This is a genomic window from Cupriavidus neocaledonicus (assembly GCF_000372525.1).
GTDB lineage: Bacteria > Pseudomonadota > Gammaproteobacteria > Burkholderiales > Burkholderiaceae > Cupriavidus > Cupriavidus neocaledonicus.
The window spans coordinates 207,759-232,785 of the sequence record NZ_AQUR01000104.1 but is presented as its reverse complement, the minus strand read 5'-3'; the positions used below and the strand labels follow the sequence as shown (position 1 = coordinate 232,785).

The 25,027-nt window shown below is 69.4% G+C and carries 16 protein-coding genes, 6 tRNA genes and 1 other RNA gene; 16 read left to right on the top strand and 7 right to left on the bottom strand.

Annotated elements, in window-relative coordinates; all coding sequences use genetic code 11:
* Positions 1 to 49: 49 nt before the first annotated feature.
* The 6 genes from A3AG_RS0123690 to A3AG_RS0123665 all read left to right on the top strand — a co-directional run bounded on the left by A3AG_RS0123690 (position 50) and on the right by A3AG_RS0123665 (position 1,012).
* Positions 50 to 125 (top strand) — tRNA-Ala (locus A3AG_RS0123690).
* A gap of 66 nt (positions 126 to 191) precedes the next feature.
* A tRNA-Glu gene (locus tag A3AG_RS0123685) sits at positions 192 to 267 on the top strand.
* Between the two features lie 69 nt (positions 268 to 336).
* Positions 337 to 413 (top strand) — tRNA-Asp (locus A3AG_RS0123680).
* Positions 414 to 609: 196 nt separating this feature from the next.
* Positions 610 to 685, top strand: a tRNA-Ala gene (locus tag A3AG_RS0123675).
* A gap of 105 nt (positions 686 to 790) precedes the next feature.
* Positions 791 to 866, top strand: a tRNA-Glu gene (locus A3AG_RS0123670).
* Positions 867 to 935: 69 nt separating this feature from the next.
* Positions 936 to 1,012: transfer RNA gene (locus A3AG_RS0123665), tRNA-Asp, on the top strand.
* Between the two features lie 188 nt (positions 1,013 to 1,200).
* On the opposite strand, the gene A3AG_RS0123660 is transcribed toward A3AG_RS0123665, so the two are convergent.
* The 6 genes from A3AG_RS0123660 to trxA all read right to left on the bottom strand — a co-directional run bounded on the left by A3AG_RS0123660 (position 1,201) and on the right by trxA (position 7,879).
* Complete coding sequence (locus A3AG_RS0123660) at positions 1,201 to 2,553, bottom strand: MATE family efflux transporter (RefSeq protein ID WP_018007799.1); 1,353 nt, start codon at positions 2,551 to 2,553, stop codon at positions 1,201 to 1,203.
* 131 nt (positions 2,554 to 2,684) lie between these two features.
* Positions 2,685 to 4,472, bottom strand: a complete 1,788-nt coding sequence (locus A3AG_RS0123655) for an ArnT family glycosyltransferase (RefSeq protein WP_018007798.1) — start codon at positions 4,470 to 4,472, stop codon at positions 2,685 to 2,687.
* Between the two features lie 251 nt (positions 4,473 to 4,723).
* Entirely contained in the window at positions 4,724 to 4,984 is a 261-nt protein-coding gene (locus A3AG_RS0123650) for a type B 50S ribosomal protein L31 (protein WP_012353195.1), read from the bottom strand.
* 198 nt (positions 4,985 to 5,182) lie between these two features.
* Positions 5,183 to 6,034, bottom strand: a complete 852-nt coding sequence (locus tag A3AG_RS0123645) for a M90 family metallopeptidase (RefSeq protein WP_026164431.1) — start codon at positions 6,032 to 6,034, stop codon at positions 5,183 to 5,185.
* Between the two features lie 75 nt (positions 6,035 to 6,109).
* Positions 6,110 to 7,372 (bottom strand): transcription termination factor Rho, encoded by a 1,263-nt coding sequence (rho, locus tag A3AG_RS0123640; RefSeq protein WP_012353193.1) that lies wholly within the window; start codon positions 7,370 to 7,372, stop codon positions 6,110 to 6,112.
* Between the two features lie 180 nt (positions 7,373 to 7,552).
* Complete coding sequence (gene trxA / locus A3AG_RS0123635; protein ID WP_010814265.1) at positions 7,553 to 7,879, bottom strand: thioredoxin TrxA; 327 nt, start codon at positions 7,877 to 7,879, stop codon at positions 7,553 to 7,555.
* A gap of 447 nt (positions 7,880 to 8,326) precedes the next feature.
* Here trxA and A3AG_RS0123630 point away from each other — a divergent pair, with 447 nt between their 5' ends.
* The 3 genes from A3AG_RS0123630 to A3AG_RS0123620 all read left to right on the top strand — a co-directional run bounded on the left by A3AG_RS0123630 (position 8,327) and on the right by A3AG_RS0123620 (position 15,226).
* A complete protein-coding gene (locus A3AG_RS0123630; RefSeq protein ID WP_012353192.1) occupies positions 8,327 to 8,599 on the top strand; it encodes a hypothetical protein in 273 nt (90 codons plus the stop codon).
* Between the two features lie 157 nt (positions 8,600 to 8,756).
* The gene (locus A3AG_RS0123625; protein ID WP_018007796.1) at positions 8,757 to 11,627 is read left to right on the top strand and encodes a PD-(D/E)XK nuclease family protein; all 2,871 of its coding nucleotides are present in this window, start codon (positions 8,757 to 8,759) and stop codon (positions 11,625 to 11,627) included.
* Complete coding sequence (locus tag A3AG_RS0123620; protein ID WP_018007795.1) at positions 11,624 to 15,226, top strand: UvrD-helicase domain-containing protein; 3,603 nt, start codon at positions 11,624 to 11,626, stop codon at positions 15,224 to 15,226. The genes A3AG_RS0123625 and A3AG_RS0123620 overlap by 4 nt, the downstream gene beginning before the upstream one ends.
* Positions 15,227 to 15,403: 177 nt before the next feature.
* Here the strand turns inward: A3AG_RS0123620 and ffs are convergent.
* An RNA gene (ffs, locus tag A3AG_RS33600) (signal recognition particle sRNA small type) lies at positions 15,404 to 15,502 on the bottom strand.
* A 167-nt stretch (positions 15,503 to 15,669) separates the two neighbouring features.
* On the opposite strand from ffs, the gene A3AG_RS0123615 reads away from it, so the two are divergent.
* The 7 genes from A3AG_RS0123615 (at position 15,670) to A3AG_RS0123585 (ending at position 24,987) form a co-directional block, all read left to right on the top strand.
* On the top strand, positions 15,670 to 18,153 hold the full coding sequence (locus A3AG_RS0123615) for an adenosylcobalamin-dependent ribonucleoside-diphosphate reductase (protein WP_018007794.1): 2,484 nt from the start codon (positions 15,670 to 15,672) through the stop codon (positions 18,151 to 18,153).
* Between the two features lie 120 nt (positions 18,154 to 18,273).
* Positions 18,274 to 20,610 (top strand): DNA polymerase III subunit gamma/tau, encoded by a 2,337-nt coding sequence (locus A3AG_RS0123610; RefSeq protein ID WP_018007793.1) that lies wholly within the window; start codon positions 18,274 to 18,276, stop codon positions 20,608 to 20,610.
* 67 nt (positions 20,611 to 20,677) lie between these two features.
* Positions 20,678 to 21,010 (top strand): YbaB/EbfC family nucleoid-associated protein, encoded by a 333-nt coding sequence (locus A3AG_RS0123605; protein ID WP_012353187.1) that lies wholly within the window; start codon positions 20,678 to 20,680, stop codon positions 21,008 to 21,010.
* Between the two features lie 7 nt (positions 21,011 to 21,017).
* On the top strand, positions 21,018 to 21,632 hold the full coding sequence (gene recR, locus A3AG_RS0123600; RefSeq protein WP_018007792.1) for a recombination mediator RecR: 615 nt from the start codon (positions 21,018 to 21,020) through the stop codon (positions 21,630 to 21,632).
* 76 nt (positions 21,633 to 21,708) lie between these two features.
* Positions 21,709 to 22,614 (top strand): LysR family transcriptional regulator, encoded by a 906-nt coding sequence (locus A3AG_RS0123595; protein WP_012353186.1) that lies wholly within the window; start codon positions 21,709 to 21,711, stop codon positions 22,612 to 22,614.
* Positions 22,615 to 22,822: 208 nt separating this feature from the next.
* Positions 22,823 to 24,019, top strand: a complete 1,197-nt coding sequence (locus A3AG_RS0123590; protein WP_012353185.1) for a CaiB/BaiF CoA transferase family protein — start codon at positions 22,823 to 22,825, stop codon at positions 24,017 to 24,019.
* On the top strand, positions 24,016 to 24,987 hold the full coding sequence (locus A3AG_RS0123585) for a hydroxymethylglutaryl-CoA lyase (protein ID WP_018007791.1): 972 nt from the start codon (positions 24,016 to 24,018) through the stop codon (positions 24,985 to 24,987). Before A3AG_RS0123590 ends, A3AG_RS0123585 begins: the two co-directional genes overlap by 4 nt.
* The last annotated feature ends 40 nt before the right edge of the window (positions 24,988 to 25,027 follow it).

Here is a 25,027-nt window from a genome sequence, read left to right as displayed (position 1 = left end):
AGTTAATTCGAGCGAAAACACAGCAAGTTGCGGTAAATGGAAGTACCATGGGGCTATAGCTCAGCTGGGAGAGCGCTTGCATGGCATGCAAGAGGTCAGCGGTTCGATCCCGCTTAGCTCCACCAAGATTCAGGCGTCAGTCAGGCAGTATCGGTTGGTGCCAGACGGAACATGTTGAAAGACAAGTTTCTGTCCCCTTCGTCTAGAGGCCTAGGACATCACCCTTTCACGGTGAGTACAGGGGTTCGAATCCCCTAGGGGACGCCATAACAGCAGGGCGTAATCAGACGTCCAGCATGTCGTCTCAAGCAATAGCTTGAGCCGGCAGCCGACTAAGGAGTGGTAGTTCAGTCGGTTAGAATACCGGCCTGTCACGCCGGGGGTCGCGGGTTCGAGTCCCGTCCACTCCGCCAAAACTAAACCCGCATGGTGCACCCACCATGCGGGTTTTTCTTTTGGGTGAGGGATTATGTTGTGAATCACGGTAAATGCAATAAAATATGTTGCATTCGTTGTGAAAACCGCTATATAATCCTGTCTTCGCTGCAAACGCTGCACCAGCGGCGGCGGCAGAGGAATCCAGCAGTAACCGTCCAGAGTATCGGATACGGGGCTATAGCTCAGCTGGGAGAGCGCTTGCATGGCATGCAAGAGGTCAGCGGTTCGATCCCGCTTAGCTCCACCAGAATCTGGGAAGTTTCTGAAAAGAAGCTTCCCAAGCGCGAAAAAGCCTGCTATGATGGCGGACTTTCCAGCGCAAGACAGAAAACGCGTTGAAGAACAAGTTTCTGTCCCCTTCGTCTAGAGGCCTAGGACATCACCCTTTCACGGTGAGTACAGGGGTTCGAATCCCCTAGGGGACGCCAAAACAGCCGGGCGTAATCAGACGTCCAGCATGTCGAATCAAGCAGTAGCTTGAGTCGGCAGCCGACTAAGGAGTGGTAGTTCAGTCGGTTAGAATACCGGCCTGTCACGCCGGGGGTCGCGGGTTCGAGTCCCGTCCACTCCGCCAAATTGAAAAGCCCGCGCAAGCGGGCTTTTTCTTTTGCACGGAGTGGAGCGAGCCGCCTGCGCGGCGCGCGGCGGGACGAGAAGGGCTGCGCCTGCAGGCGCAGCAGCGGCCTGCGGCACGTAGGCGAGTCCCGTCCACTCCGCCAAATTGAAAAGCCCGCGCAAGCGGGCTTTTTCTTTTTGCGCGATTCAGCTTTCCGAGTCCCTGCTGACCCGCCTGAAGTAACGCACCAGCAGCACACCGGCAACGGCCAGGCTGACGCTGTTGGCCAGCCAGAAACCGCTCGCGCCGCGCGTGAAGGCCGGCATGCCGTCGATCAGGCCAAAGCCCAGCACGTAGCCGCCACCCAGGCCGATGCCCCACAGCGAGCCGGCGTAGATCACGGTCGGGATCAGTGCGATCTTGTACGCGCGCAGGATAAAGGCCGTCATCACCTGCACCGCGTCGAAGGCTTGGTAGAACGCCACGAACAGCACCAGCGGCAGCGCCGCGGCGACCACCGCGGGGTCGCTGGCATAGGCGTCCAGCACGGGCTTGCGCAGCAGCCACAGCAGCGCGCCGGTCAGCACCGCGAGTACCACCGCCAGATGGATGCCGCGCCAGGCGAGGCGGCTGGCGCCGGTGCGGTCGCGCGCGCCGAGATGCTGCGCCACCAGCGTCGAGGTGGCGATGCCCAGCGACAGCGGCAGCATGTAGGCCACCGCCCCGAGGTTGGCGATGATCTGGTGGCCGGCAAGCGTCACCGTGCCCAGGCGCGTGATGAAGATCGACATCAGCGTGAACGAGGTGATCTCGATCAGGTAGGTCAGCCCCATCGGCACGCCGAGGCGCAACAGCGCACGCAGTGGCGCGGCGGCGGGCCAGCTCCAGGTGTCGAAGATGCGCAGCGCATGGTAGGCGCTGCCATGGCGCAGGATCAGCAGCCCGGCGATGCACCAGGTCCAGCTGATCAGCGTCGAGGCCAGGCCGCAGCCGGGGCCGCCCATCGCCGGCACGCCCAGGCCGCCGTGGATAAACCAGGCATTGAGCGGCACCTTCAGCGCCAGCCCGCCGACCTGCAGCACCGTCACCATGATCGGCCGGGACAGCGCATTGTTCAGCGCCGAGTAGATGCGGAAGGCCAGTGCCGCAGGCAAGCCGAAGGCGCCGAAATGCAGGTAGGCGGTAGCCTTCTCGACCAGCTCCGGCGGGGCCTTGGCGAAGGCCAGCAGCGGTCCCGGGAACGCCAGCAGCAGCACGCCCGGCAACGCCAGCGCCGCGCCCAGCCAGGCGGCCTGCCGCACTTCGGCGCCGATGGCCTCGAGGCGGCCGGCGCCGTAGAGCTGGCCGGCGATGGGCGAGAGCGCCTGCAGCACGCCCATCAGGCTGATATAGATTGTCACGTAGATCGACCCGCCCAGCCCGACGGCGGCGAGGTCGGTGGCGGACGCACGCCCGGCCATCACCGTATCGATCACGCCGAAGGCGATCACGGCGAGTTGCCCGGCCAGCACGGGGGCGGCCAGGGCGGCAATGCGGCGAAGGTCTTGGAACAGTGTCATTCAGGGCTCGGCAGGCGGGGCGGGGTGGAGCTCCAGCCCCCGCAGCCGCCTGCGGCCGGAATGGTTCGTGGGCGCGTCAGGCGCTGCGGTGTCTCGGGGTGGTGACGGTGGCGACTACCGGAAGACCGCGCTCAGGGCTGGCGCGGCAGGCGGCGTCGCGGCAGGTCGGGGCGCGGGTGGACCGCGCGTGCGGTATCGACCAGGCGGTACATGCGGAAGCGCTCGTCGCGGTCGGCCGGGCGCCGGCCTTCCCAGATCAGCCGCCACTCGAAGTGCGAGATATTGCCGGGCTCGCCGTAGTCGACCGAATCGTGGCGCAGCAGCACGTCGCAGCCGTCGTTGGGCCCGCCGAAGCGGATATGGCCGAAGTAGGCGAACGACGCCAGCTGCGCATCGCCCATGCGGATCGGCTGCACGCACTGGTACGCCGGCGGCAGCGCCATCGACGCCGCCTGGGCCACGTCGCGATAGGTCTTGCCGTAGTTGATCGACGGCAGCCACAGCGTCATCGCCATCACCCACATCAGCGTGGTGCCGGCCGCGGAAATCACCACGGGGCGCCAGATCTGCTTGGGCGCGCGCGACAGGCGCCAGCGCACGATCAGCACCCATGCCGCCGTCGCCGCCAACGCAAACACCACCGCGGCGATGGTGAATTCATGCTGGTAGCCCGGCAGCTGGCGGAACACATTGCGCGCGATGCGCGGCGGCCAGCCGGTGGTCTTGGCGATCCACATGAACCAGACCGTGCCGCCGAAGATGGTGAAGAACAGCAGCGCGAACCAGTCGATGGCGTTGATCACGCCGCGCGCCAGCGTCGGCAGGGCAAAGGCGGCCAGCACGGCCATCGGCGGCAGCAGCAGGATGAACTGCACGTCGCCGGCGCTGCGTTGCAGGAACAGCAGGATCAGCACCGGCAGCAGCAGCGCCAGTGGCGCCGCGACATGGGGCGCGCGGCGCATGCCGGTCCAGGCGATCCAGGCCCAGCCCGCGATCGGCCATACCGGCCACGTGTACAGGAACAGGTTGCGCATGTTGAAGCCGAACGTCGCCATATTGGGCGAGCCGTAGCTGCGGCGGTCATAGCGCGACCATTCGCGGATAAACGTGACGGCCTCGTTGCGGTCGGCAGCGCCGAAAAAAGCGGCCGCCAGCCATGCCGCCACGATCAGCAGCGCCAGCGGAATGGCGACCACCGCAAGCCGCCGCCATGGCAGCGGCTTGCACACCAGCGCGCACACCGCCGTGCCCAGCAGCAGCGCCAGCGCCAGCAGCGGCCCGCTGGCCAGCGTCAGGCCGCCCAGCGCGGCACCATAGATCAGGCTGCCCTGGGTAGGCTTGTCGAGGGAGCGCACCATGCCGTACAGCGCCAGCGCGATGAAGGCGACCTGTCCGACCTGCGGGGTGGTTTCGTGCCCGCGCATGGCCAGGCCCACGCAGGCGAGGAAGATCAGCAGCGCGCCGTCGGCCAGCGTGCGGCCGTAGTCGCGCGCATTGGGCTGGCCGCCGAAGGCATAGGCAAAGGGCTGGACCTCATCGCGCCGGCCCAGCAGGTAGGTGGAATACCAGATGCAGGCGCAGGTCGCGAAGAAGAACAGCGCGGTTGCCAGCCGCGCCGCGTCGGTTGCGCCGAGCCAGGCGCCGAAGCCGCGGATCATCAGCGCGCCGATCCAGAACACCAGCGGGCCGTCCTCGCTGTACGGGCGGCCGACGATGTTCGGCATCAGCCAGTCGTGAGTGCTGCCGGTGGCGAGTTGCCACATCACGCCGAAGCCGGCGGCGTCCTCGTTCTTCCACGGGTCGCGCCCGAACAGGCCGACCAGGCCGTAGATGGTGCAGATGGCCAGCAGCAGCGCGCGCGGCAGTGCGCCGGTGGCGGCAGCGGTCAACTGGACGGGTGAGGTGTTGGCTTGACGCATCGATGCTCAGGTCGGGCCGTGGCGCCATGGCGCGAAGGCCACAGTATCGCGCATGCCGCGGCCGCGTGGCCGTGGCATGGCGGGGAAGCCTCACGGAAAGTGGGGTAAATCCGAATGGCCGGCGCTGCCGGCAGCGCCGGTCCAATGGGCTCCGGCACAAATGCAAAGAGGCAGCCGATGCTGCCTCTTTGCTGGTTCGCGCACGCCCGGAACTGTCCTCGGCATGCGCGAAGCGGGGTCGCTGAACGCGATTACTTCGCAGCCTTGCCCAGCTTGTTGCCGAACTTCTGGCGGAACTTTTCCACGCGGCCGGCGGTGTCCATGATCTTCTGGGTGCCGGTGTAGAACGGGTGCGATTCCGACGAGACTTCGATCTTGGCCAGCGGGTATTCCTTGCCGTCCTTCACGATCGTGTCCTTGGTCTGGATGGTCGAGCGGGTGATGAAGCTGAAGTCGCTGGACATGTCCTGGAACACGACTTCGCGGTAATTCGGGTGAATGCCTTCTTTCATGATGAGTCCTTTCTGGTTGGGTAGCCAGTCCGTTGCAATCCGCAGTTCTCCGCCAGAGGGAGAAGGCATGGCGCGGCCACGAACGAACCACTTGCCGGTTACGGGCAAACCGGGATTATGGCAGAAAAACAAAGACTTGGGGAAGGGTGCAGCGGACCGGCCCGACAAAACGTTGCGCCGGAAAAAGAGGCCCTGGTTTCACATCGAAGCCGGATCCTGCCGATAGAACGTCGCCAGCGACTGGTAAACCATCGGCCAATGCCGCGCCAGTCCCGCAGGCTCGACAAAAAATGCCTCTGACGTCACTGCAAAGAATTCGCTGGGCGCCTCGCTGCCGTAGGGATCGATGATGCGCAGCGCCGCGGGCAGGCGCTCCGGCTGCTCCCAGTCGGCCTCGTCGCGCGCGTCCCAGGCTTCGGCGAAGCGGTCGTACTCGGTCAGGAAGGTCTCGGCCCAGGCCTCGGCGTCGACCTCCGGATGCAGCACGCGCGAGAATGCCGGCACGCCGTCGGGCTCGCCGTCGAGCATGTCGAGCTTGTGGGCGAATTCGTGGATGACCACGTTGTAGGTGTCCGCCGGCAGTTCATGGTCGCTGTCGATGCCGGCGCCGGGGCTGTGCACGTCGGGCCAGGACAGGATCACGGGCCCGTGTTCCCACGCTTCGCCGCTGGCTTCCTCGACCACGCCGTGGACCAGGCCGATCTCGTCCTGCACGGTCCGGCGGATGATGAATTCGCCCGGGTAGAGCACGATGCCGTGCCAGCCGCGGTACCACGGCAGCCCCAGTTTCAGGATCGGCACGCAGGCCTGCACCGCGACGCTGACCACCATGTCGTCGTCCAGCGCCAGGTCATGCGCGGTGGAGTATTCCTTCTCGGCGATGAACAGCGTCGCCAGCTCGCGCAGCGCCGCCAGGTCGGCGCTGCCGTAGCGCTGCACGAACGGCAGCCTGGCCACGGTGCGCGACCAGAGCGCGTCGGGGATGGCGTAGTGCTCGAGCTTGCGGGCGCGCGAGCGCGAACGCAGGAATGTGGTCAGTTTGCCCAGCATGGCATCGTCGAAAAACAAAAAAGGCGTGCCGCGGCACGCCTTCCTGTCTGCGTTGCGGCACGGCCGCAGCGAGGCTTAGCCGCCTCGGCGCATCATATCGAAAAACTCTGCGTTGTTCTTGGTGGCCTTCATCTTGTCCATGATGAATTCCATCGCCTGCACTTCATCCATGTCCGAGATGAACTTGCGCAGCACCCAGATCTTCTGCAGGATGTCCGGCTTGATCAGCAGCTCTTCGCGGCGCGTGCCGGACTTGTTCAGGTTGATCGACGGATAGACGCGCTTTTCGGCCAGGCGGCGTTCCAGGTGCACTTCCATGTTGCCGGTGCCCTTGAACTCTTCGTAGATCACGTCGTCCATGCGGCTGCCGGTCTCGATCAGCGCAGTGGCGATGATGGTCAGCGAGCCGCCTTCCTCCAGGTTGCGCGCGGCGCCGAAGAAGCGCTTGGGGCGCTGCAGCGCGTTGGCATCGACACCGCCGGTCAGCACCTTGCCCGAGGCCGGCACCACCGTGTTGTAGGCGCGCGCCAGGCGGGTGATCGAGTCCAGCAGGATCACCACGTCGCGCTTCAGCTCGACCAGGCGCTTGGCTTTCTCGATCACCATTTCGGCCACCTGCACGTGGCGGATGGCGGGTTCGTCGAAGGTGGAGGCCACCACCTCGCCGCGCACCGAGCGCTGCATCTCGGTCACTTCTTCCGGTCGCTCGTCGATCAGCAGCACGAACAGGTCGGCTTCGGGATGATTGTTGGCGATCGCGTGTGCAATGTGTTGCAGCATCACGGTCTTGCCCGACTTGGGCGACGCCACCAGCAGCGCGCGCTGGCCGCGGCCGATCGGCGCGATCATGTCGATGATGCGGCCGGTGATGTTTTCTTCCGCCTTGATGTCGCGTTCGAGCGTGAGCGGCCGGTTCGGATGCAGCGGCGTCAGGTTCTCGAACATGATGCGGTTCTTGACCGCTTCGGGCGCCTGCCCGTTGACCTTGTCCACCTTCACCAGCGCGAAATAGCGTTCGCCGTCCTTGGGCGTGCGCACCTCGCCCTCGATCGAATCACCGGTATGCAGGTTGAAGCGGCGGATCTGCGACGGGCTGATGTAGATGTCGTCGGTGCTGGCCAGGTAGGAGGTCTCGGGCGAGCGCAGGAAACCGAAGCCGTCAGGCAGAACTTCCAGGGTGCCGTCTCCGTAGATGGTTTCGCCCATCTTGGCGCGCTTCTTCAGGATCGCAAACATCAGTTCTTGTTTGCGCATCCGCTGTGCGTTGTCGATCTCGAGCGTAGCCGCCATTTCGAGAAGCGCAGACACGTGAAGCGATTTGAGTTCTGTCAGGTGCATAGACGAGGGGTACAGATGGGCCCGGACGGGCGAGACCTAAAGGAAGGGGGAGAAAATGAGCGAACGCTCGGGGAGTTGTTGGTGGCATCTTAGCACAATCCGACCGGCGCGCCAGGGTGTGGCGCACGCACGTCGGATCGTGACGAAACCGGGACCGCGGGTCGGGTCCCGGCGCGCAGCTTACAGGTTGCCGTCGAGGAAGGCAGTCAGTTGCGACTTCGACAGCGCGCCGACCTTCTGGGCCGCGACCGCGCCGTTCTTGAACAGGATCAGCGTCGGGATGCCGCGGATGCCGAACTTGGCCGGCACCTGCTGGTTTTCATCGACATTGATCTTGGCGATCTGCAGCTTGTCGCCGTAGTCCTTGGCGACTTCATCCAGGATCGGCGCGATCATCTTGCAGGGGCCGCACCATTCCGCCCAGAAGTCGAGCAGCACGGGTTTGTCGGACTGGAGGACGTCAGCGTCGAAGGAGGCGTCGCTCACATACTTGATTTGTTCGCTCATGGCGGAAAACCTCTGGTTTCGCTCTGTTTATGTTGAAGGCGGGACGGCCGAACCGTTACCTTACACGAGATTGCGCGGACCCGTCGGGCCGCCCCTTTACGCCTGAAGCAGGCGGTGGAGGCCGCTACCGCGCCCGGTGCTGTCGATATGTTACCAGTTTGCCGATTTTCAAGACCGGCCGCCGGCACATCCGGCAATAAGGGCCCGGACAATGCCGTCATTCTGGTGCAAAGGTTTAATTCATTGAAATGCTTATTTTCAATGGCGGCGAGAGATTTGCCCAATCGCCCGCCCGGCCGTTGGTAGGTGCCATGCAATGCACTTATGCGCGCCGGGGTGCCGGATGCGTACAGCGTGCGCGTAGAATAGAAGCGGTCCGCACGGCGCCCGCTGGGCGACTCGCGGCGCACCATTCCTGCACCCTGCGCCCCTGACTAGGTCATCGACATGAACACCGATCCCCGCAAGCCTTCGCAGCCCGAGCCCGGCCAGGCGCCGGACGTCGACCACCTGAGCGATGCGCTGGACCATCTCAGCAGCGCCGTGGAGACCAACAGCATCGCCAGCGGCGCCGCCCGCGGGCTGGTCTACAGCATCATCGAAACGCTCGGCACGCTGGTGGGCGACCCGGACCTGCCCGAGCACGCGCGCTCGGGCTACGAAGGCCTGCTCGAAACCGCGCGCGAAATCCGCGCCCGCCTGGAAGGCGGTTCTGACTGAAGCCGCGCGGCCCGTTCGCGTATCGCGGTGCCTGCGCCGCCGGACGCGCCGGCTGGCGGCGCCGCGCCATTGTTGCTCCGTTGCTCCCGTTGCTCCCGATTCGTTCCAACCCGACGCCGTTCCCGCACCCTTGCGGCCAACGCCCCAATGACGGTCCATGACGTCGCTGAGCTTTCGCCCCGGTCCTGATTTTCTCGTGCAGGCGGCCACCGCTGCCTGGTATTTCCTCGACCGCTGCGGCGGGTCCGAGGCGGATGCGCACGTGGTGGTGCCGACCGCTGCGCAGATTCCGGGCGTGCGCCAGGCGCTGGATGCCGCCGCGCGCGCGGCCGGGCGGCCGCGGCTGCTGCCGCGCGTGCTGACGCTGGGCCACTGGCTGCTCGACCTGCCGCCCGCCGGCGCGCCGGTGCGCAGCCCGGCCGCGCGACTGCTCGCGGTGCAGCAGGCGGTGCGCGGGCAGGACTGGCTGCGCCGGGCCTTCGGCGCGCAGAACGAAACCGCGGCCTGGGGCCTGTCGCAGACGCTGCTGGCGATCTGCGACGAGCTCAGCGCGCGCTGGCTCGAAGACGCCGCCATCCGCGACGACGACGAGATCGACGGCGACGATCGCGCGGGCCTGCTGCAGGGCGCGCTGGCGCGCACCTATGCGCATCTGTCGGAACGTTTCCTGGGCGAGGAGGCCCGCATCGTGATGGCGTTCTGGCAGGCGCTGTCCGGGCCCGACGATCCGCTGCCGGCGCGGCGCCGCGCGCTGCGCGAACTGTCGCAGCCGCTGCGTGGCCCGGTGGTCTGGATCGCGCCGACCCCGCCCACGCCGCTCGAGGCCGCGTTCCTGCGCGATGCCGCCGAACTGGTGCCGGTGCTGCAGGTGGGCTATGACTGGAGCGGGCAGGATCAAGGCGAGGCCGGCTGGTACCACGCGCTGCTGGCCTTGTGGCCTGAAGCCAGGATCGCCGGCGACGACGAGGCCGTCAGCCACGCGACCGCGCCCGCGATGCCAGCGCTGCCGCCGCAGCGCCCGACGGTGCGCGTGGTCGGCTGCGCCCGCTTCGAGGACGAGGCCGCCGCCGCGGCCGCGCAACTGGTGCAGTGGCTCAATGCGGGCCGCCGCCAGGTGGCGCTGGTCGCGCACGACCGCGTGGTCGCGCGCCGCGCGCGCGCGCTGCTGGCTCGCGCCGGCGCGCCGGTGCGCGACGAGACCGGGTGGAAGCTCTCGACCACGCGCGCGGCTGCCGCGCTGATGCGCTGGTTCGACCTGCTGGTGCGCGATGGCGATACCGCGGCGCTGCTGGACCTGCTCAAGAGCCCGTTCTGCCTGCCCGATGTGGCCGCGCGCGGCGCGGCCATCGCGCTGCTCGAGCGCCAGGTGCGGCGCGAGGGCATTACCGGCGGCTGGGCGCGGCTGCGCCAGTTGTTCGCGCACGCGCCGGCCAGCGCGCAGCAGGCCGCCGACGACGAGGACGCCGACCAGGCCCCGCGCCGCGCGGCCCATGGCCTGATTACATTGCTCGCCGACGAGGCCGCGCGCTGGCCGCGCGGTCTCGCCCAGCATCCGCTGGCGACGTGGCTGGAACGGCTCGACGGCATGCTCGATGGCCTCGGCATGCGCGCCGCGCTGGCCGCCGACGATGCCGGCAGCCAGCTGCTCGATGCGCTGGCGCGGCTGCAGGAGCTGCCGCGCGACGAGACCGGCGGCCATGCCACGCTGTCGCAGGGCGAGTTCCGCGCGATGCTGTCGGCGCTGCTGGAATCGGTCGCCTACAAGGAGCCTTCGGCCAGCGGGCCGGCGCGCATCACCATCCTGCCGCTGAACGGCGCGCGCATGCGGCGCTTCGAGGGCGTGGTGATCGTCGGCTGCGACGACGCCCAGCTGCCGTCCAGCGCCGCCGAGCTGATGTTCTTCTCCAACCAGATGCGGCGCGAGCTGGACCTGGAAGACCGCGAGGCACGCTTTGCGCAACAGGCGCGCGACCTGGCCGAGGTGCTGCTCAACAACGACGACGTGGTGCTGACCTGGCAGCGCTACGGCAGCCGCGGCGAGCCGCACCACGTGTCGGGCTGGATCGAGCGGCTGGCGGCGTGCTGCGCGCGCGCCGGGGTCAGCATCGAAGGCGCCGCCGCGCCGCAGGCGCACGAGACCTTCGCCGATGTGCGCGGCATGCCGGCCCCGGCGGCCGAGCCCGCGCTGGTGCCGGTGCGCTGGAGCGCGCAGGCGTACAACGCGCTGCGGCGCTGCCCCTACCAGTTCTTCGCCGGCCGCATGCTGGGCCTGGCGGGGCTGGAAGCGGTCAGCGACGAGCTGGAGAAGCGCGAGATCGGCGAGACCCTGCACCGCGTGCTGCTGACCTACCACAAGGACCTGCACGCGCGGCGCGAGCGCGGCGAGACGCTGTCCGAAGAGCAGCGCCTGGCGCGCCTGGGCGAGATCTCCGACGAGGTCTTCGGCGCGCTGATGGCCGAGGACGGCAACGCCATTGCCTACTACCGGCGCTGGCGCGAGGTGCTGCCGTCGTATGTCGCGTGGCAGTCCGCGCGCGAGGCCGAGGGCTGGTTCTGGCGCGGCGGCGAGCTCGATGCCGGCATCGACCTGCCGATGCCCGACGGCCAGCCGCTGCGCCTGACCGGACGCATCGACCGGCTCGACCAGGGCCCCGGCGGCGCGCATGCCGTGCTCGACTACAAGACCCAGAGCGCCACGCGCCTGAAGCGCAAGCTGGCCGAGGTCGAGGAAGACTGCCAGCTGCCGTTCTATGGCCTGCTGCGCGCCGATGCCGCGGCGGGCAGCTGGGTCTCGCTCGAAGGCGCCCGCGACGGCGCACCGGCGGCGCAGCGCGAGGTCGGCCTGCCGGATTTCGAGGCCGCGGTCACTTGGCTGGAGCGCCAGATGCGCGACGACGTCATGCGCCTGCGCCAGGGCGCCAGGCTGCCGGCCTTCGGCGATGCCTCGGCGTGCGTGTATTGCACCGCCCGCGGCCTGTGCCGCAAGGGTTTCTGGGACTCCACCGCCGTGCCGGCGCTGACATCATGACGCCTCACGATCTGCACGAGGTCCAGCCTTACCAGCGCGATGGCGCGCCGGTTTCCGAGGCGGAATTCACGCGCGCGGCCTGCGATCCGGCGCGTTCGGTGGTGGTCGAAGCCTGCGCCGGCAGCGGCAAGACCTGGCTGCTGGTGGCGCGCCTGGTGCGCCTGCTGCTGGCCGGCGCGGCGCCGCACGAAATCCTCGCGATCACCTTCACGCGCAAGGCCGCCGAAGAAATGCGCGACCGGCTGCTCGAGGTGCTGGCACAGCTGTCGCGCGACAGCGACGACGACGTGGTCGCCGCGCTGGTGCAGCGCGGCCTCTGCGCCGACGCCGCGCGCGAGGCGCTGCCGCGCGCGCGCCGGCTGCATGCGCAGGTGCTGGCCGCGCCGGGGCGCATGGCGATCGACACCTTCCACGGCTGGTTCGGCACGCTGCTGCGCGGCGCGCCGCTGGCGTCGGGCATCGTGCCGGGCGCGGCGCTGCGCGAGGATGCGCTGCGCATGAAGCGCGAGGCCTGGGCGCCGGTATGGCGCGCGCTGGCCACGCCGCCCTACGCCGAGCTGCGCACGGCCTGGGAAACGCTGGTCGATACCGTCGGCGACTTCCAGGCGCGCGCGCTGCTCGACGCGATGTTCCATGCCCGCAGCGAATGGTGGGCGATGCAGGAGGGCGGCGACCCGCTGCAGGCGCTGTCCGACTGCCTGGGCGAGGACGCGCAGGGCGACGTGTTGCTGCAGGCATTGGCCGACGAAGGCTGGCGCGATGCCTGCGAAGCGCTCGCGGCGCGACTGGGCAAGGCCGGCAAGAGCGAGCAGGCCCACGCCGGCCGCATCACCGAGGCGCTGATGGCGATCGCCGCCTGGCGCGAGGCCGGCGCCGCGCCGGGCAAGCCCGCCGAACGCGTGTTCGCGCAGCTGCGCGCCGCGTTCTTCACCACCACGGGCGGGCCGCGCGCGCTGCGGCGCACCGCGGCACTGGCCAAGGCCGCGGGCGGCGAAGGCATGGTCGATGCGCTGCTGGACGAGCATGCCGCGATCTGCGCGATGCTCGACGAGATCAGCGCGCGCTGCTGCGAGGCCGCGGTGCTGGCGATCAACCAGGCCCTGTTCCGTATCGGCGATGCGCTGCTGAGGCGCTACCAGCAGCACAAGGACGAGCAGCGCGCGATGGATTTCGCCGACCTCGAATGGCAGGCCGCGCGGCTGATGTCGGACGAGGAGACCGCCACCTACCTGCAGGTGCGGCTCGACGCGCGCTACCGCCACCTGTTGCTCGACGAGTTCCAGGACACCAACCCGTTGCAATGGCGCATCCTGCAGGGCTGGCTGGCCGGCTATGCGGGGCTGGGCGAGCGCCCGACGGTGTTCCTGGTGGGCGATCCCAAGCAATCGATCTACCGGTTCCGCCGCGCCGATGCCAGGCTTTTCGGCGCCGCCGGCGAGATGCTGCGCGACGCCTTCGGCGCCACCGTGCTGCGCACCAACCGGACCCGGCGCAATCGTGCCGAAGTGCTGGACTGGGTCAACGCCGTGTTCGACGGCGCGCGCGCCGAGGGCCGCTATCCGCTGTACTCGACCCAGACCACGGCGCTGGGCGGCTGCGGCGGGCCGGTGTGGCTGTTGCCGCTGGTGGAGCCCGACGAAGCCAGTGAAAGCGCGGCGGAAGATGCGGACGATGAATTGGCCGCAGTTGCCTCCGCGCATCGCGACACGCTGCTGCAGCCGCGCCGGCAGGCCGGCGATTCGCTGCGGCTGGAAGAAGGACGGCGCGTCGCGGCATGGCTGCGGCGGGTGCGCGAGACCGTGCCGGTGCACGAAGGCAACACCCAGCGGCCCGCGCGCTGGAGCGACATGCACCTGCTGGTGCGCCGCAAGACCCATCTGGCCGACTACGAGCGCGCCCTGCGCGAGGCCGGCATCCCATGCCTGAGCCCGCGCCGCGGCGGCCTGCTGGCCACGCTCGAGGCGCTCGACCTGTCGGCGCTGCTGGCCTTCCTGATGACGCCCGAGTCGGACCTGGACCTGGCGCACGTGCTGAAGAGCCCGCTGGTGGGCGCGACCGACGATGATCTGCTGGCGCTCGCGCAGATGGAGGGCGAGGGCGGCTGGTGGGCACGCCTCGAGGCGGGAGGATTGCCGGCGCAGGTCTCCGACGCGCTGCGCGAAGGCGTGCCGCGGCTGCGGCAATGGCTGCGCATCGCGCCGCACCAGCCGGTGCATGACCTGATCGACCAGATCTTCCACGGCGGCGAGGTGCGGCGGCGCTACGCCGAGGCCGCGCCGCCGGATATCCGCGAACAGGTGCTGGCCAACCTCGACGCGTTCCTGAAGCTGTCGCTCGACCTCGATGGCGGGCGCTATCCGAGCCTGCCAAAGTTTATCGACGAGCTGCAGGAAATCCGCCGCGGCGACGAAGGCGAAAGCCCCGACGAAGGCGGCATGGGCGAGCGCGCCGAAGACCTCGAGCCGGCCGGGGACGATCCGGCCTACGCCGGCCTCGACGCGGTCCATATCCTGACCGTGCATGCCGCCAAGGGACTGGAAGCGCCGTTCGTGGTGCTGCTCGATGCCAACCACAGCGAGCCGGCCGCGGACCGCGGCGGCATCCTGGTCGACTGGCCGCCATCGTCGCCGGTGCCGCGCCATTTCTCCGCGTACGGCAAGCGCAGCGAGCGCGGGCTGGCGCGCGCGCCGCTGTTCGAGGCCGAGGCGGCGCTGGGCGAGCGAGAGAACTGGAACCTGCTGTACGTGGCCATGACGCGCGCGCAGCAGGGCCTGCTGGTCAGCGGTGTCAAGGGCCGCGCCAGCCGCGCCGGTGCCGGCGAGGGCAATGCCGAGATCGCCGGCAGCTGGTATGTGCGGCTGCAGGCCGCGGGCGTCGGCGAAATGGTGCCGGCCTATCCGGACGCGCACGGCGATGCGGCCGGTGCGCAAGCACTGCTGCCCGCGCGACCGAGCGAGCCGGTGCGCTTCACCGACTTCCGGCTGCGCTACCGCGATGCCGTCGATGATCCGCGGCAGCCCGCCTTTGCCGACGACGAGGAAGCCACGGACGAGTCGGAGGGCATCGTCTTCAACGCCGCCGCGGCGCGCCATGGCGAACTCGTGCACGCGCTGCTGGAGCGCCTGACGCGCTATCCCGAAGCCTTTGCCGGCGTGCCCGCGCTCGATACGGTATTGCGCTGGTTCCCGCTGACCGGCGCGCACACCGAGGCGGCGCGGTCATCCTGGCGGCAACAGGTGGAAGAGGCGCTGGCGGCAGTGGCCGCGATGCTGCGCGCGCCGGCGCTGGCGCCGCTGCTGGCCGCGGACGCGGCGCGCAGCGCGCGCAACGAGGTCGAGCTGTACGACGCGCGTGGCCGGCTGCTGCGTATCGACCGGCTGGTCGAATTCGACGACCGTGTCGTCGTCGTCGACTACAAGCTGCGCCTGCTGCCGCAGGAGCATGCCGCCTATCGCGCGCAGCTGGGCCGCTACGCCGCGGCGCTCGCGCCGATGTTCCCGGGCAAGCGCATCGAGGCCGGCGTGGCGACTGCCGAAGGCGAGTGGATTCCCGCCGAGCACCTGGCGCCGCAGGTGCCGCAACAAGGCTCGTTGTTCTGAACGCCGGCGCGGTGCGCCGGCAAGGGCAGCGGAATCGGCGCAAAATGGGGCGCATGGCGCGCGCGATGGCGGCCTGGCTGTACTAAAGTGACAGGGACTGCGCTGCGAGCCGCTGGCGCGCGCGATAGACAGGCGGGAGGAAAGGGTACTGCGGAACGGGCGGAAGGGAAGCGTGAGGTGGACGAGCCTGACCCTCGGCACTGGCGGAAAACGGCTGTGGCTGCTTCGTTCCCGACCTGACCAGGTTGACCGCGCCACCATGCGAGGAGGCCCGTCCGAGCGGCATTGTACCCCAGAGCGCGGGCGCGCGCAGAATTTGCATCGAATGCCCTTGGCGGGCGCGGGTCATTGCCCGCGCCATGGCGCCGGGTTGATCTGGCGCAGGCAATGCGTGCCGCGCTGGCCCGACCATTCACCAACCCGCACACGTGGTGAGCCAATACATGAACGCAAACGACCAGATCATTCGCGGCGCGCTGGCGCCTCAGGAAATCTCCACCGAAGTCCTGCTCGAGAAATACGCCAAGGGCGAAGAGCGCAGCATCGCCGATGTCAGGCAGCGCGTGGCGCGCGCGCTGGCGCAGGCCGAGCCCGAGGACCAGCGCGAAGCCTGGAGCGCGCGCTTCCTGTGGGCGCAGGAAAACGGCTTCGTGCCGGCCGGGCGCATCAATTCGGCGGCGGGTACCGGCATCCAGGCCACGCTGATCAATTGCTTCGTGCAGCCGGTGGGCGATTCGGTGTCGGAGCCGCGCGACGGCCGCCCCAGCATTTACACCGCGGTGGCGCAGGCCGCCGAAACCATGCGCCGCGGCGGCGGCGTGGGCTATGACTTCTCGGCGATCCGCCCGGCCGGGGCGCTGGTGCGCGCCACGCATTCGCGCGCCTCGGGGCCGGTGTCGTTCATGAAGGTGTTCGACGCCTCGTGCGCGACCGTGGAATCGGCCGGCGCGCGTCGCGGCGCGCAGATGGGCGTGCTGCGCTGCGACCATCCCGATATCGAGAGCTTTATCCACGCCAAGGACAAGGGCGAGCTCAGCAACTTCAATATCTCCATCGGCGTCACCGACGAATTCATGCAGGCGGTGCAGGCCGACGCCGAGGTCGAGCTGGTGCACGAGGCCGAGCCGGGCGCCGACATGATCGCCGCCGGCGCGTACCGCCGCGACGACGGGCAGTGGGTGTACCGGCGCGTGCCGGCGCGCAACCTGTGGGACCAGGTCATGCAGGCCACCTACGACCATGCCGAGCCGGGCATCCTGTTCCTGTCGCAGATCAACGCCGACAACAACCTCTATTACTGCGAGCGCATCGAGGCCACCAACCCCTGCGCGGAGCAGCCGCTGCCGTCCTATGGCTGCTGCTGCCTGGGCTCGATCAACCTGACCAGGTTCGTGCGCCAGCCGTTCACGCCGCAGGCTGCGTTCGATTTCGACGCCTTCGCCGAAGTGGTGCGCGTTTCCACGCGCATGCTCGACAACGTGCTCGACGTGACCTTCTGGCCGTTGCCCGAACAGCAGGCCGAGGCCCACGCCAAGCGCCGCGTCGGGCTCGGCTTCCTCGGGCTGGGCAGCGCGCTGGTGATGCTGGGCCTGCGCTACGACACCGAGCCGGCGCGGCAACTGGCGGCGCGCATTTCGGAACGCATGCGCGACGAGGCCTACCTGGCGTCGACCGAACTGGCGGCGCAGAAGGGCGCCTTTCCCCTGTTCGATGCCAGTGCCTACCTGCAAAGCGGCTTCGCCAGCCGGCTGCCGGAGCCGGTGCGCGAAGCCATCGGCCGCCATGGGCTGCGCAACTCGCACCTGCTGTCGATCGCGCCCACCGGCACCATCACGCTGGCCTTTGCCGACAATGCGTCGAATGGCATCGAACCCGCCTTCTCGTGGACCTACAACCGCAGGAAGCGCATGCCGGACAACAGCTACCGCAGCTTCGAGGTGGCGGACCATGCCTGGCGGCTCTACCGTCACATGGGGGCCGACATGGCACAGCTGCCCGACGCCTTCGTCACCGCGCTGCAGATGTCGGCGCTGGACCATATGCGCATGCTCGAAGCGGTGCAGCCGTATATCGACACCAGCATCAGCAAGACCGTCAACGTGCCGGAGGACTATCCGTACGAAGCCTTCCGCAACCTGTACCTCGAAGCGTGGAAGGCCGGCCTGAAGGGGCTGGCGACGTATCGGCCGAACTCCGTGCTGGGCGCGGTGCTGTCGGTCGACGCGCCCGCCGCGCCGCCTGCCCCGGCGGCCGACGACAACCCGCTGGTGCGCCCGTTCGGCAGCCGGCCGGTGGGCGACCTGGAGGGGGTGACGTCCAAGGTCGAATACCTGACCTACGAGGGCCACAAGACCGTCTACCTGACCGTCAACTTCATGCGCGTCGCCGGCGTCGCCGACGGCAAGCCGGTGGAGATCGAGCGGCCGGTGGAGTTCTTCATGCCGGCGGGCCAGCGCAGCGAGGGCCAGCAATGGATCACCTCGACCATGCGGCTGTTGTCGATGGTGGCGCGCTCGGGCGGCTCGGTGGCCAAGGCCCTGGCCGACATGCGCAACGTGGTGTGGGACAAGGGCACGGTGCGCTACGGCACGCTGGTGCGCCAGGACGGCACCGAGGTGCCGCGCTTCCATGACTCCGAGGTCGCGGCGCTGGGCTATGCGCTGCAGCGCATCCTGATCAAGCGCGGCTTCCTCGATGCCGACGGTGGCCAGGTGCCGGTGGCGGCGCTGGCCGCGCGGCTGGCACAGCGCGACGGCGGCGCGCAGCTGGCGGCGGGGGCGGACCTTGCCGGGCCGGCCAGCGCGGCGCCGGGCGCGCCCGGCGTGGGTACCGGCAAGCCCTGCCCGGAGTGTGGCGCGCACGCCTTGCACAAGGTCGACGGCTGCGCCAAATGCGCCAATTGCGGCTACGTCGGCGAGTGCGGCTGAGCCGGGCCAGGGACGGCCGGCGGCCACCGGCGCGGGTCGCCGGCGCCCGGCCCGGATAAAGACGCCGGGGCCGGCGCCGGGGCGGCCGGAGCGGGGCCGCCTTTTGCTACAATCGCCGCCATGAGTTATCAAGTTCTAGCGCGCAAATGGCGCCCCAGGGATTTCACCACGCTGGTCGGCCAGGAGCACGTGGTGCGCGCGCTCACGCACGCGCTGGAACAACAGCGGCTGCACCATGCCTACCTGTTCACCGGCACGCGCGGGGTCGGCAAGACCACGCTGTCGCGGATCCTGGCCAAGGCCCTGAACTGCACCGGCCCTGACGGCAGCGGCGGCATCACCGCCGAGCCGTGCGGGCAGTGCAAGGCCTGCCAGGAAATCGACAGCGGCCGCTTCGTCGACTACATCGAGATGGACGCCGCCTCCAACCGCGGCGTCGACGAGATGGCGCAGCTGCTCGACAAGGCCGTCTACGCCCCCACCGCCGGGCGCTTCAAGGTCTACATGATCGACGAAGTGCACATGCTGACCAACCACGCCTTCAACGCCATGCTGAAGACGCTGGAAGAGCCGCCCGGGCACGTCAAGTTCATCCTCGCCACCACCGACCCGCAGAAGATCCCGGTCACGGTGCTGTCGCGCTGCCTGCAGTTCAACCTGAAGCAGATGCCGCCGGGACACATCGTCTCGCACCTGGACCATATCCTGGCGCAGGAAGGCATTGCCCACGACGGCAACGCGCTGCGGCTGCTGGCCCAGGCCGCGCATGGCTCGATGCGCGACGCGCTGTCACTGACCGACCAGGCCATCGCCTACAGCGCGGGACAGGTCTCCGAGGAAGCCGTGCGCGGCATGCTGGGCGCGATCGACCAGGGCTACCTGGTGCAGTTGCTGGATGCGCTGGCCGCCGAGGACGGCGCCGCCATGCTGGCGATTGCCGATGCCATGGCCGACCGCAGCCTGTCCTTCGCCGGCGCGCTGCAGGACCTGGGCTCGCTGCTGCACAAGGTGGCGCTGGCGCAGGCCGTGCCGGCGTCGGTGCAGGACGAATGGCCCGAAGCCGACGAGGTGCGGCGCCTGGCTGGCGTGTTCGACGCGCAGGAAGTGCAGCTGTTCTACCAGATCGCCAACCTGGGCCGCAGCGAGCTGGCGCTGGCGCCGGACGAATACGCCGGCTTCACCATGACGCTGCTGCGCATGCTGGCGTTCCGGCCGTCGTCCGAACCGGCGGCCACGGCGGGGCAGGGCGGCGGCGCAGCCCCCGCGCGCCCGCGCAATGCCGGCATGCCGGCCGCGGCGCGACCCGCCGAGGCACGCCAGGCGACGACTGCCGCCGCCGCGCCGGCTGCATCCGCTGCATCCGCTGCATCCATTATCGAATCCACCCAGGTGCCGTCCATGGCTGCGCCAGCCGCGCCCGTGGCCGAGCCTGCCGCTGCGCCAGCGGCCGCGCTTGCCACCGCGCCTGCCGCCACGGAACCCGCGCCGGCGCGCGCGGCAGGCGGCGCCATGTCGCCAGCGGCCGCGGCGCTTGCCGCCGCGCGCCAGGCTTCCGCTGCCCGCGGCGGCGCCCGCAAGGCGCCAGCGCCGGCCGTGCCTGCCATGCCGGCCGCTGCGCAGCGGCCGCCGGCGCAACCGTTGCGCGCCCCCGCGGCCGCTGCCGCGAGCCGTCCCGCTGCGGCACCTGCAACGGCTCCTGTTGCACGGCCGGCGGCGCCGCAGCCGCCCGTCGCGGCGGCAGCGCCCGCGGCACGCCCCGTGGCCGCCAGACCGCAACCAGAATCCGTGCCGCCCTGGGAAGTCGCCGGTGGCAGCGATGTGCCGCCGTGGGAAGAACTGCCGCCCGACCTGCCGGTGATCGGGCCCTATGACAGCGATCCGGGCTACAACGACTACGGTTTCAGCGAACCCGCGGCGCGTGCCACGGCACCGCGCCACGGTACCGCCCGCCCGGCCTCGGCCCCGGCGCGCGAGCCCGAGGCGACCCGCGAGCCCGCTGCCGTGCCGTCACCGCCGGCGGAGTCCGCAAAATTCGTCGCGCCGCGTCCGCCCGCCGCGGGCGAGGACGGCACCCCGCCGGCCTTCACCGGCGACTGGCCAGCACTGGCCGCCGGCCTGCCGCTGAAGGGCCTGGCGCAGCAGCTGGCGTACCAGAGCGAACTGACGCAGGTGGTCGGGCGCACCTTCCACCTGCGCATCCCGGTCGCGGCGCTGGGCGAGAACGGCGTCGCCGAGCGGCTGCAGCAGGCGCTGGGCGACCACCTCGGCGAGCCGGTGCGCGTGGTCTGCGAAGTCGGCGGGGTCACGGTCACCGCCGCCGCCGCCGACGCCGAGGCGCGTGCCGAACGCCAGCGCCAGGCCGAGGCCGCGATCGAGGCCGATCCCTTCGTGCAGGGGCTGCTGCGCGACTTCGGCGGCCAGATCGTGCCAGGCTCGATCCAGCCGCGCGCCGCCTGACCGGCGGCCAGCTGGCGTTACCGAATTTCCGTCACCGAACTCTTACCGAATCCAGGAGCATTCCATCATGATGAAAGGTCAACTCGCCGGGCTGATGAAGCAGGCCCAGCAGATGCAGGAAAACATGAAGAAGATGCAGGAGCAGCTGGCCCAGATCGAGGTCGAGGGCCAGTCCGGCGCCGGTCTCGTCAAGGTGGTCATGACCTGCAAGAACGACGTCAAGCGCGTCACCATCGACCCCAGCCTGCTGGCCGAGGGCGAGGACAAAGACCTGCTGGAAGACCTGGTCGCGGCGGCCTTCAACGACGCCGTGCGCAAGGCAGAGGCCACCACGCAGGAAAAGATGGGCTCGATGACCTCGGGCCTGCCGCTGCCCCCGGGCTTCAAGCTGCCGTTCTAAGGCCATTGTGAAAGCGTCGTCGCCGACTTCGCTGCAGGCGCTGGTCGAGGCGCTGCGGGTGCTGCCCGGCGTCGGGCCCAAGTCCGCCCAGCGCATGGCCTACCACCTGCTGCAGCATGACCGCGAGGGCGCGCGCAAGCTGGGCGATGCGCTTCGGGGCGCGGCGGACCATATCCGCCACTGCCAGCGCTGCAATACCTTCACCGAGCAGGAGGTCTGCGAGACCTGCCTGGACGACCGCCGCGACGCCTCGGTGCTGTGCGTGGTGGAAACCCCGGCCGACCAGGTCATGATCGAGCAGACCCTGACCTATCGCGGCAAGTATTTCGTGCTGATGGGCCGGCTCTCGCCGCTGGATGGCATCGGCCCGCGCGAGATCCACCTGGACCGGCTGCTGGCGCGCGCCACCGAGCCCGAGCTGGGCGGCCCGGTGGGCGAGGTCATCGTCGCCACCAACTTCACCAGCGAAGGCGAGGCCACCGCGCACTACATCGGCGAGATGCTCAAGGCGCGCGGCCTCAAGGTGTCGCGCCTGGCGCGCGGCGTGCCGGTGGGCGGCGAGCTCGAGTATGTCGATGCCGGCACCATCGCCCGCGCGGTGATGGACCGCCGCAACCTCTGAGCGCCGCCGCGCCGGCCGGCATGCCTGCCGCAGGCACTGCCACCGGCGCGCGCGCTTTCATTTCCCGTCCGCTCCCATGAACCTGGCTCGCTTCGATCTCGTCACGCTTGGCTTGTTCGTTGCCGTGGCCCGGCAGGGCAGCATCTCGGCCGGCGCGCGCCAGTCGCACCTGGCGGTGGCCGCGGCGAGCAAGCGCATTTCCGACCTCGAGACCGCGGTGGGCGCGCCGCTGTTCTTTCGCCATGCCGCCGGCGTGCAGCTGACCGAGGCGGGCCAGGCCTGCTTCCACCATGCGCTGACCATCCTGCAGGACGTCGAGCGCATGGCCGGGGTGATGTCGGACTATGCCTCCGGCGTGCGCGGGCAGGTGCGGGTGTGCGCCAATACCTCGGCGATCACGCAGTTCCTGCCCGATGACCTGGCCTCGTTCATGCAGCGCCATCCGACCATCCGCATCGAGCTGGAAGAGCAGAACAGCCGCGACATCGTTGCCGCGCTGGTCGAGAACCGCGCCGACGTCGGCATCTTCGCCGACCGCACGCCGGCCGCCGGGCTGATGACGGTCGAATACCGCCAGGACGAGCTGGTCATCATCACCCCGCCCAACCATCCGCTGGCCGCGCGCGGGCCGGTGCACTACGCCGATACGCTCGAATTCGACTTCGTCAGCCTGCCGCAGGAAACCTCGCTGGCGGCGCGCCTGCTGGAAGAGAGCAGCCGGCTGGACCGACCGTTCCGGCTGCGCATCCAGGTGCGCAGCTTCGACGCCATGTGCCGTATGGTGATGGCCGGGCTGGGCGTAGGCGTGCTGCCGCGCATCGCGGCCGAGCCGCATGTCAAGTCGATGGGGCTGTCGCTGGTGACGCTGCAGGATGCGTGGGCGCGCCGCTCGCTGCTGATCGGGCTGCGCGACCCGGCCGGCCTGACGGTCTCGGCGCGGCTGCTGATCACCCACCTGTGCGGGGACCGCGCGCCGTTCTGAGCCGCCGGCATCGGGGTCTTCGGCAGTGCTAAGCACCCTTAAGCAGCCTTAAGCGGCCTTTCGCGTTCCGAGAAAGCCCGCTTCTCCGATTGCCGATTCCTGGCAGGCCCCGCGCTGGGGCAAACTCCGTTCGAACCGCAATGTATGGCAAGCCAGTCAATGGCGCTGCCGCACTGCAACAAGACTGCCGCATCGCACGGAGAGACCCATGGCGCAACAGATCCTCGAGGGCATTCGCGTCCTCGAACTCGGACAACTCATCGCCGGCCCCTTTGCCGCCAAGACCCTGGCCGACTTTGGCGCCCACATCATCAAGGTCGAGCCGCCCGGGCAGGGCGACCCGCTGCGCAAATGGCGCATGCTCCATGAAGGCACCTCGGTGTGGTGGGAGGCGCAGTCGCGCAACAAGGAATCGGTCTGCATCGACCTGCGCCAGCCGGAAGGCCAGGCACTGGTGCGCAAGCTGGCCGCCGAGGCCGATGTGCTGATCGAGAACTTCCGCCCCGGCACCATGGAGAAGTGGGGCCTGGGCTGGGACGTGCTGCATGCCGACAACCCGCGCCTGATCATGCTGCGCGTGTCCGGGTACGGCCAGACCGGCCCGAAGAAGGACGAGCCCGGCTTTGCCGCCGTGGCCGAGGCCATGGCCGGCCTGCGCCACCTGACTGGCGAGCCGGGCCGCGCGCCGGTGCGCGCCGGCCTGTCGCTGGGCGACACCATCGCCGGCCTGCATGGCGCCATGGGCGTGCTGCTGGCGCTGTACCAGCGCGATGCGCGCGGCGGCGAAGGGCAGGTGATCGACGTGGCGCTGTACGAGTCGCTGTTCAACCTGAGCGAAAGCCTGCTGCCGGAATACTCCGCCTTCGGCGCGGTGCGCCAGCCCGCCGGCGGCGCGCTGCCGGGGATCGCGCCGTCCAACGCCTATCCCTGCGCCAGCGGAGAATACGTGCTGGTGGCGGCCAACGGCGATGCCATCTTCAAGCGCATGATGCTCGCCATCGGCCGCGCCGACCTGGCCGACGATCCCGCGCTGGAGCGCAACGACGGCCGCGTCGCGCGCGTCGACGAGATCGACGCCGCGATTGCCGACTGGACCCGCACGCAGACGGTCGAGTCGGCGCTGGCGGTGCTGCGCGATGCGCAGGTGCCGTCGGGCCGCATTTATACCGTCAAGGACATCGCCGAAGACCCGCACTACCGCGCCCGCGGCGTGATCGAGTCGGTGACCTCGGCCGGGGGCCTGACCGTGGAAGTGCCGGGCGTGGTGCCCAAGCTGTCGGCCAGCCCCGGCGCCATCCATGACCGCGCGCCGGCGCTGGGCGAGCATACCGATGCGGTGCTGAAGCAGGCCGGCTTCGACGACGCCGCCATCGCCGACCTGCGCGCGCGCAAGGTGATCGCATGAGCGCCGCCGCCAGCCCCCTGCGCGGCCCGGCCCGCGTCGAGATCAATGAAGTCGCGCCGCGCGACGGCCTGCAGATCGAACCGGTGGTGGTGCCGACCGATGCCAAGGTGGCCTTCGTCGATGCGCTGTCGGCCTGCGGCTTCGCGCGCATCGAGGCCACCTCGTTCACCTCGGCGCGCGCCATTCCCGCGCTGGCCGACGCCGAGGCGCTGATGCACCGCATGCGGCGCCAGCCGGGCGTGCGCTACACCGCGCTGGTGCCCAACCTGCGGGGGCTCGAGCGCGCCCTGTCGTGCCGCCCCGACGAGGTCAACCTGGTGATGTCGGCCAGCGAAACCCACAACCGCGCCAACCTGCGCATGACACGCGCGCAGTCGCGGCAGCAGCTGCTGGCGATGATTGCCGAGGCGGGCGCGGCCGGCGTGCCGGTCAATGTGTCGCTGTCGACGGTATTCGGCTGTCCGTTCGAGGGCGAGGTCGATGCCACCGAGGTCATGGCGCTGGCCAGCGCGTTCGCCGACGCCGGCGCGGCCGGCATCACGCTGTGCGATACCACCGGCATGGCGTATCCGAATCAGGTCGCGGCGCTGTGCGCAGCCTTCCAGGCCGCGCTGCCTGCCACCGGCCTGACCATCCACCTGCACAACACCCGCGGCATGGGCCTGGCCAATGCCGTGGCCGCCTGGCAGACCGGCGTGACGCGCTTCGACGCGGCCGCCGGCGGCCTGGGCGGGTGCCCGTACGCGCCCGGAGCCAGCGGCAACGTCAGCACCGAAGACCTGGTCCATATGTTCGATTGCATGGGCGTGCAGACCGGTGTCGACCTGGGCGCGCTGCTCGAGGTGGTTGCCGGCATGCCGGAACTGGTCGGGCGCGACCTCCATAGCCAGCTGCTGAGCGCGGGACCGCGCCTGCGCACGCACCAGGCGCCGGCCTGGCTGGCCGAGCATTTTGTCGGGCAGGCGTAGCCCTGCACACGCACCGCGACAACGTATCCACAAGACCAAA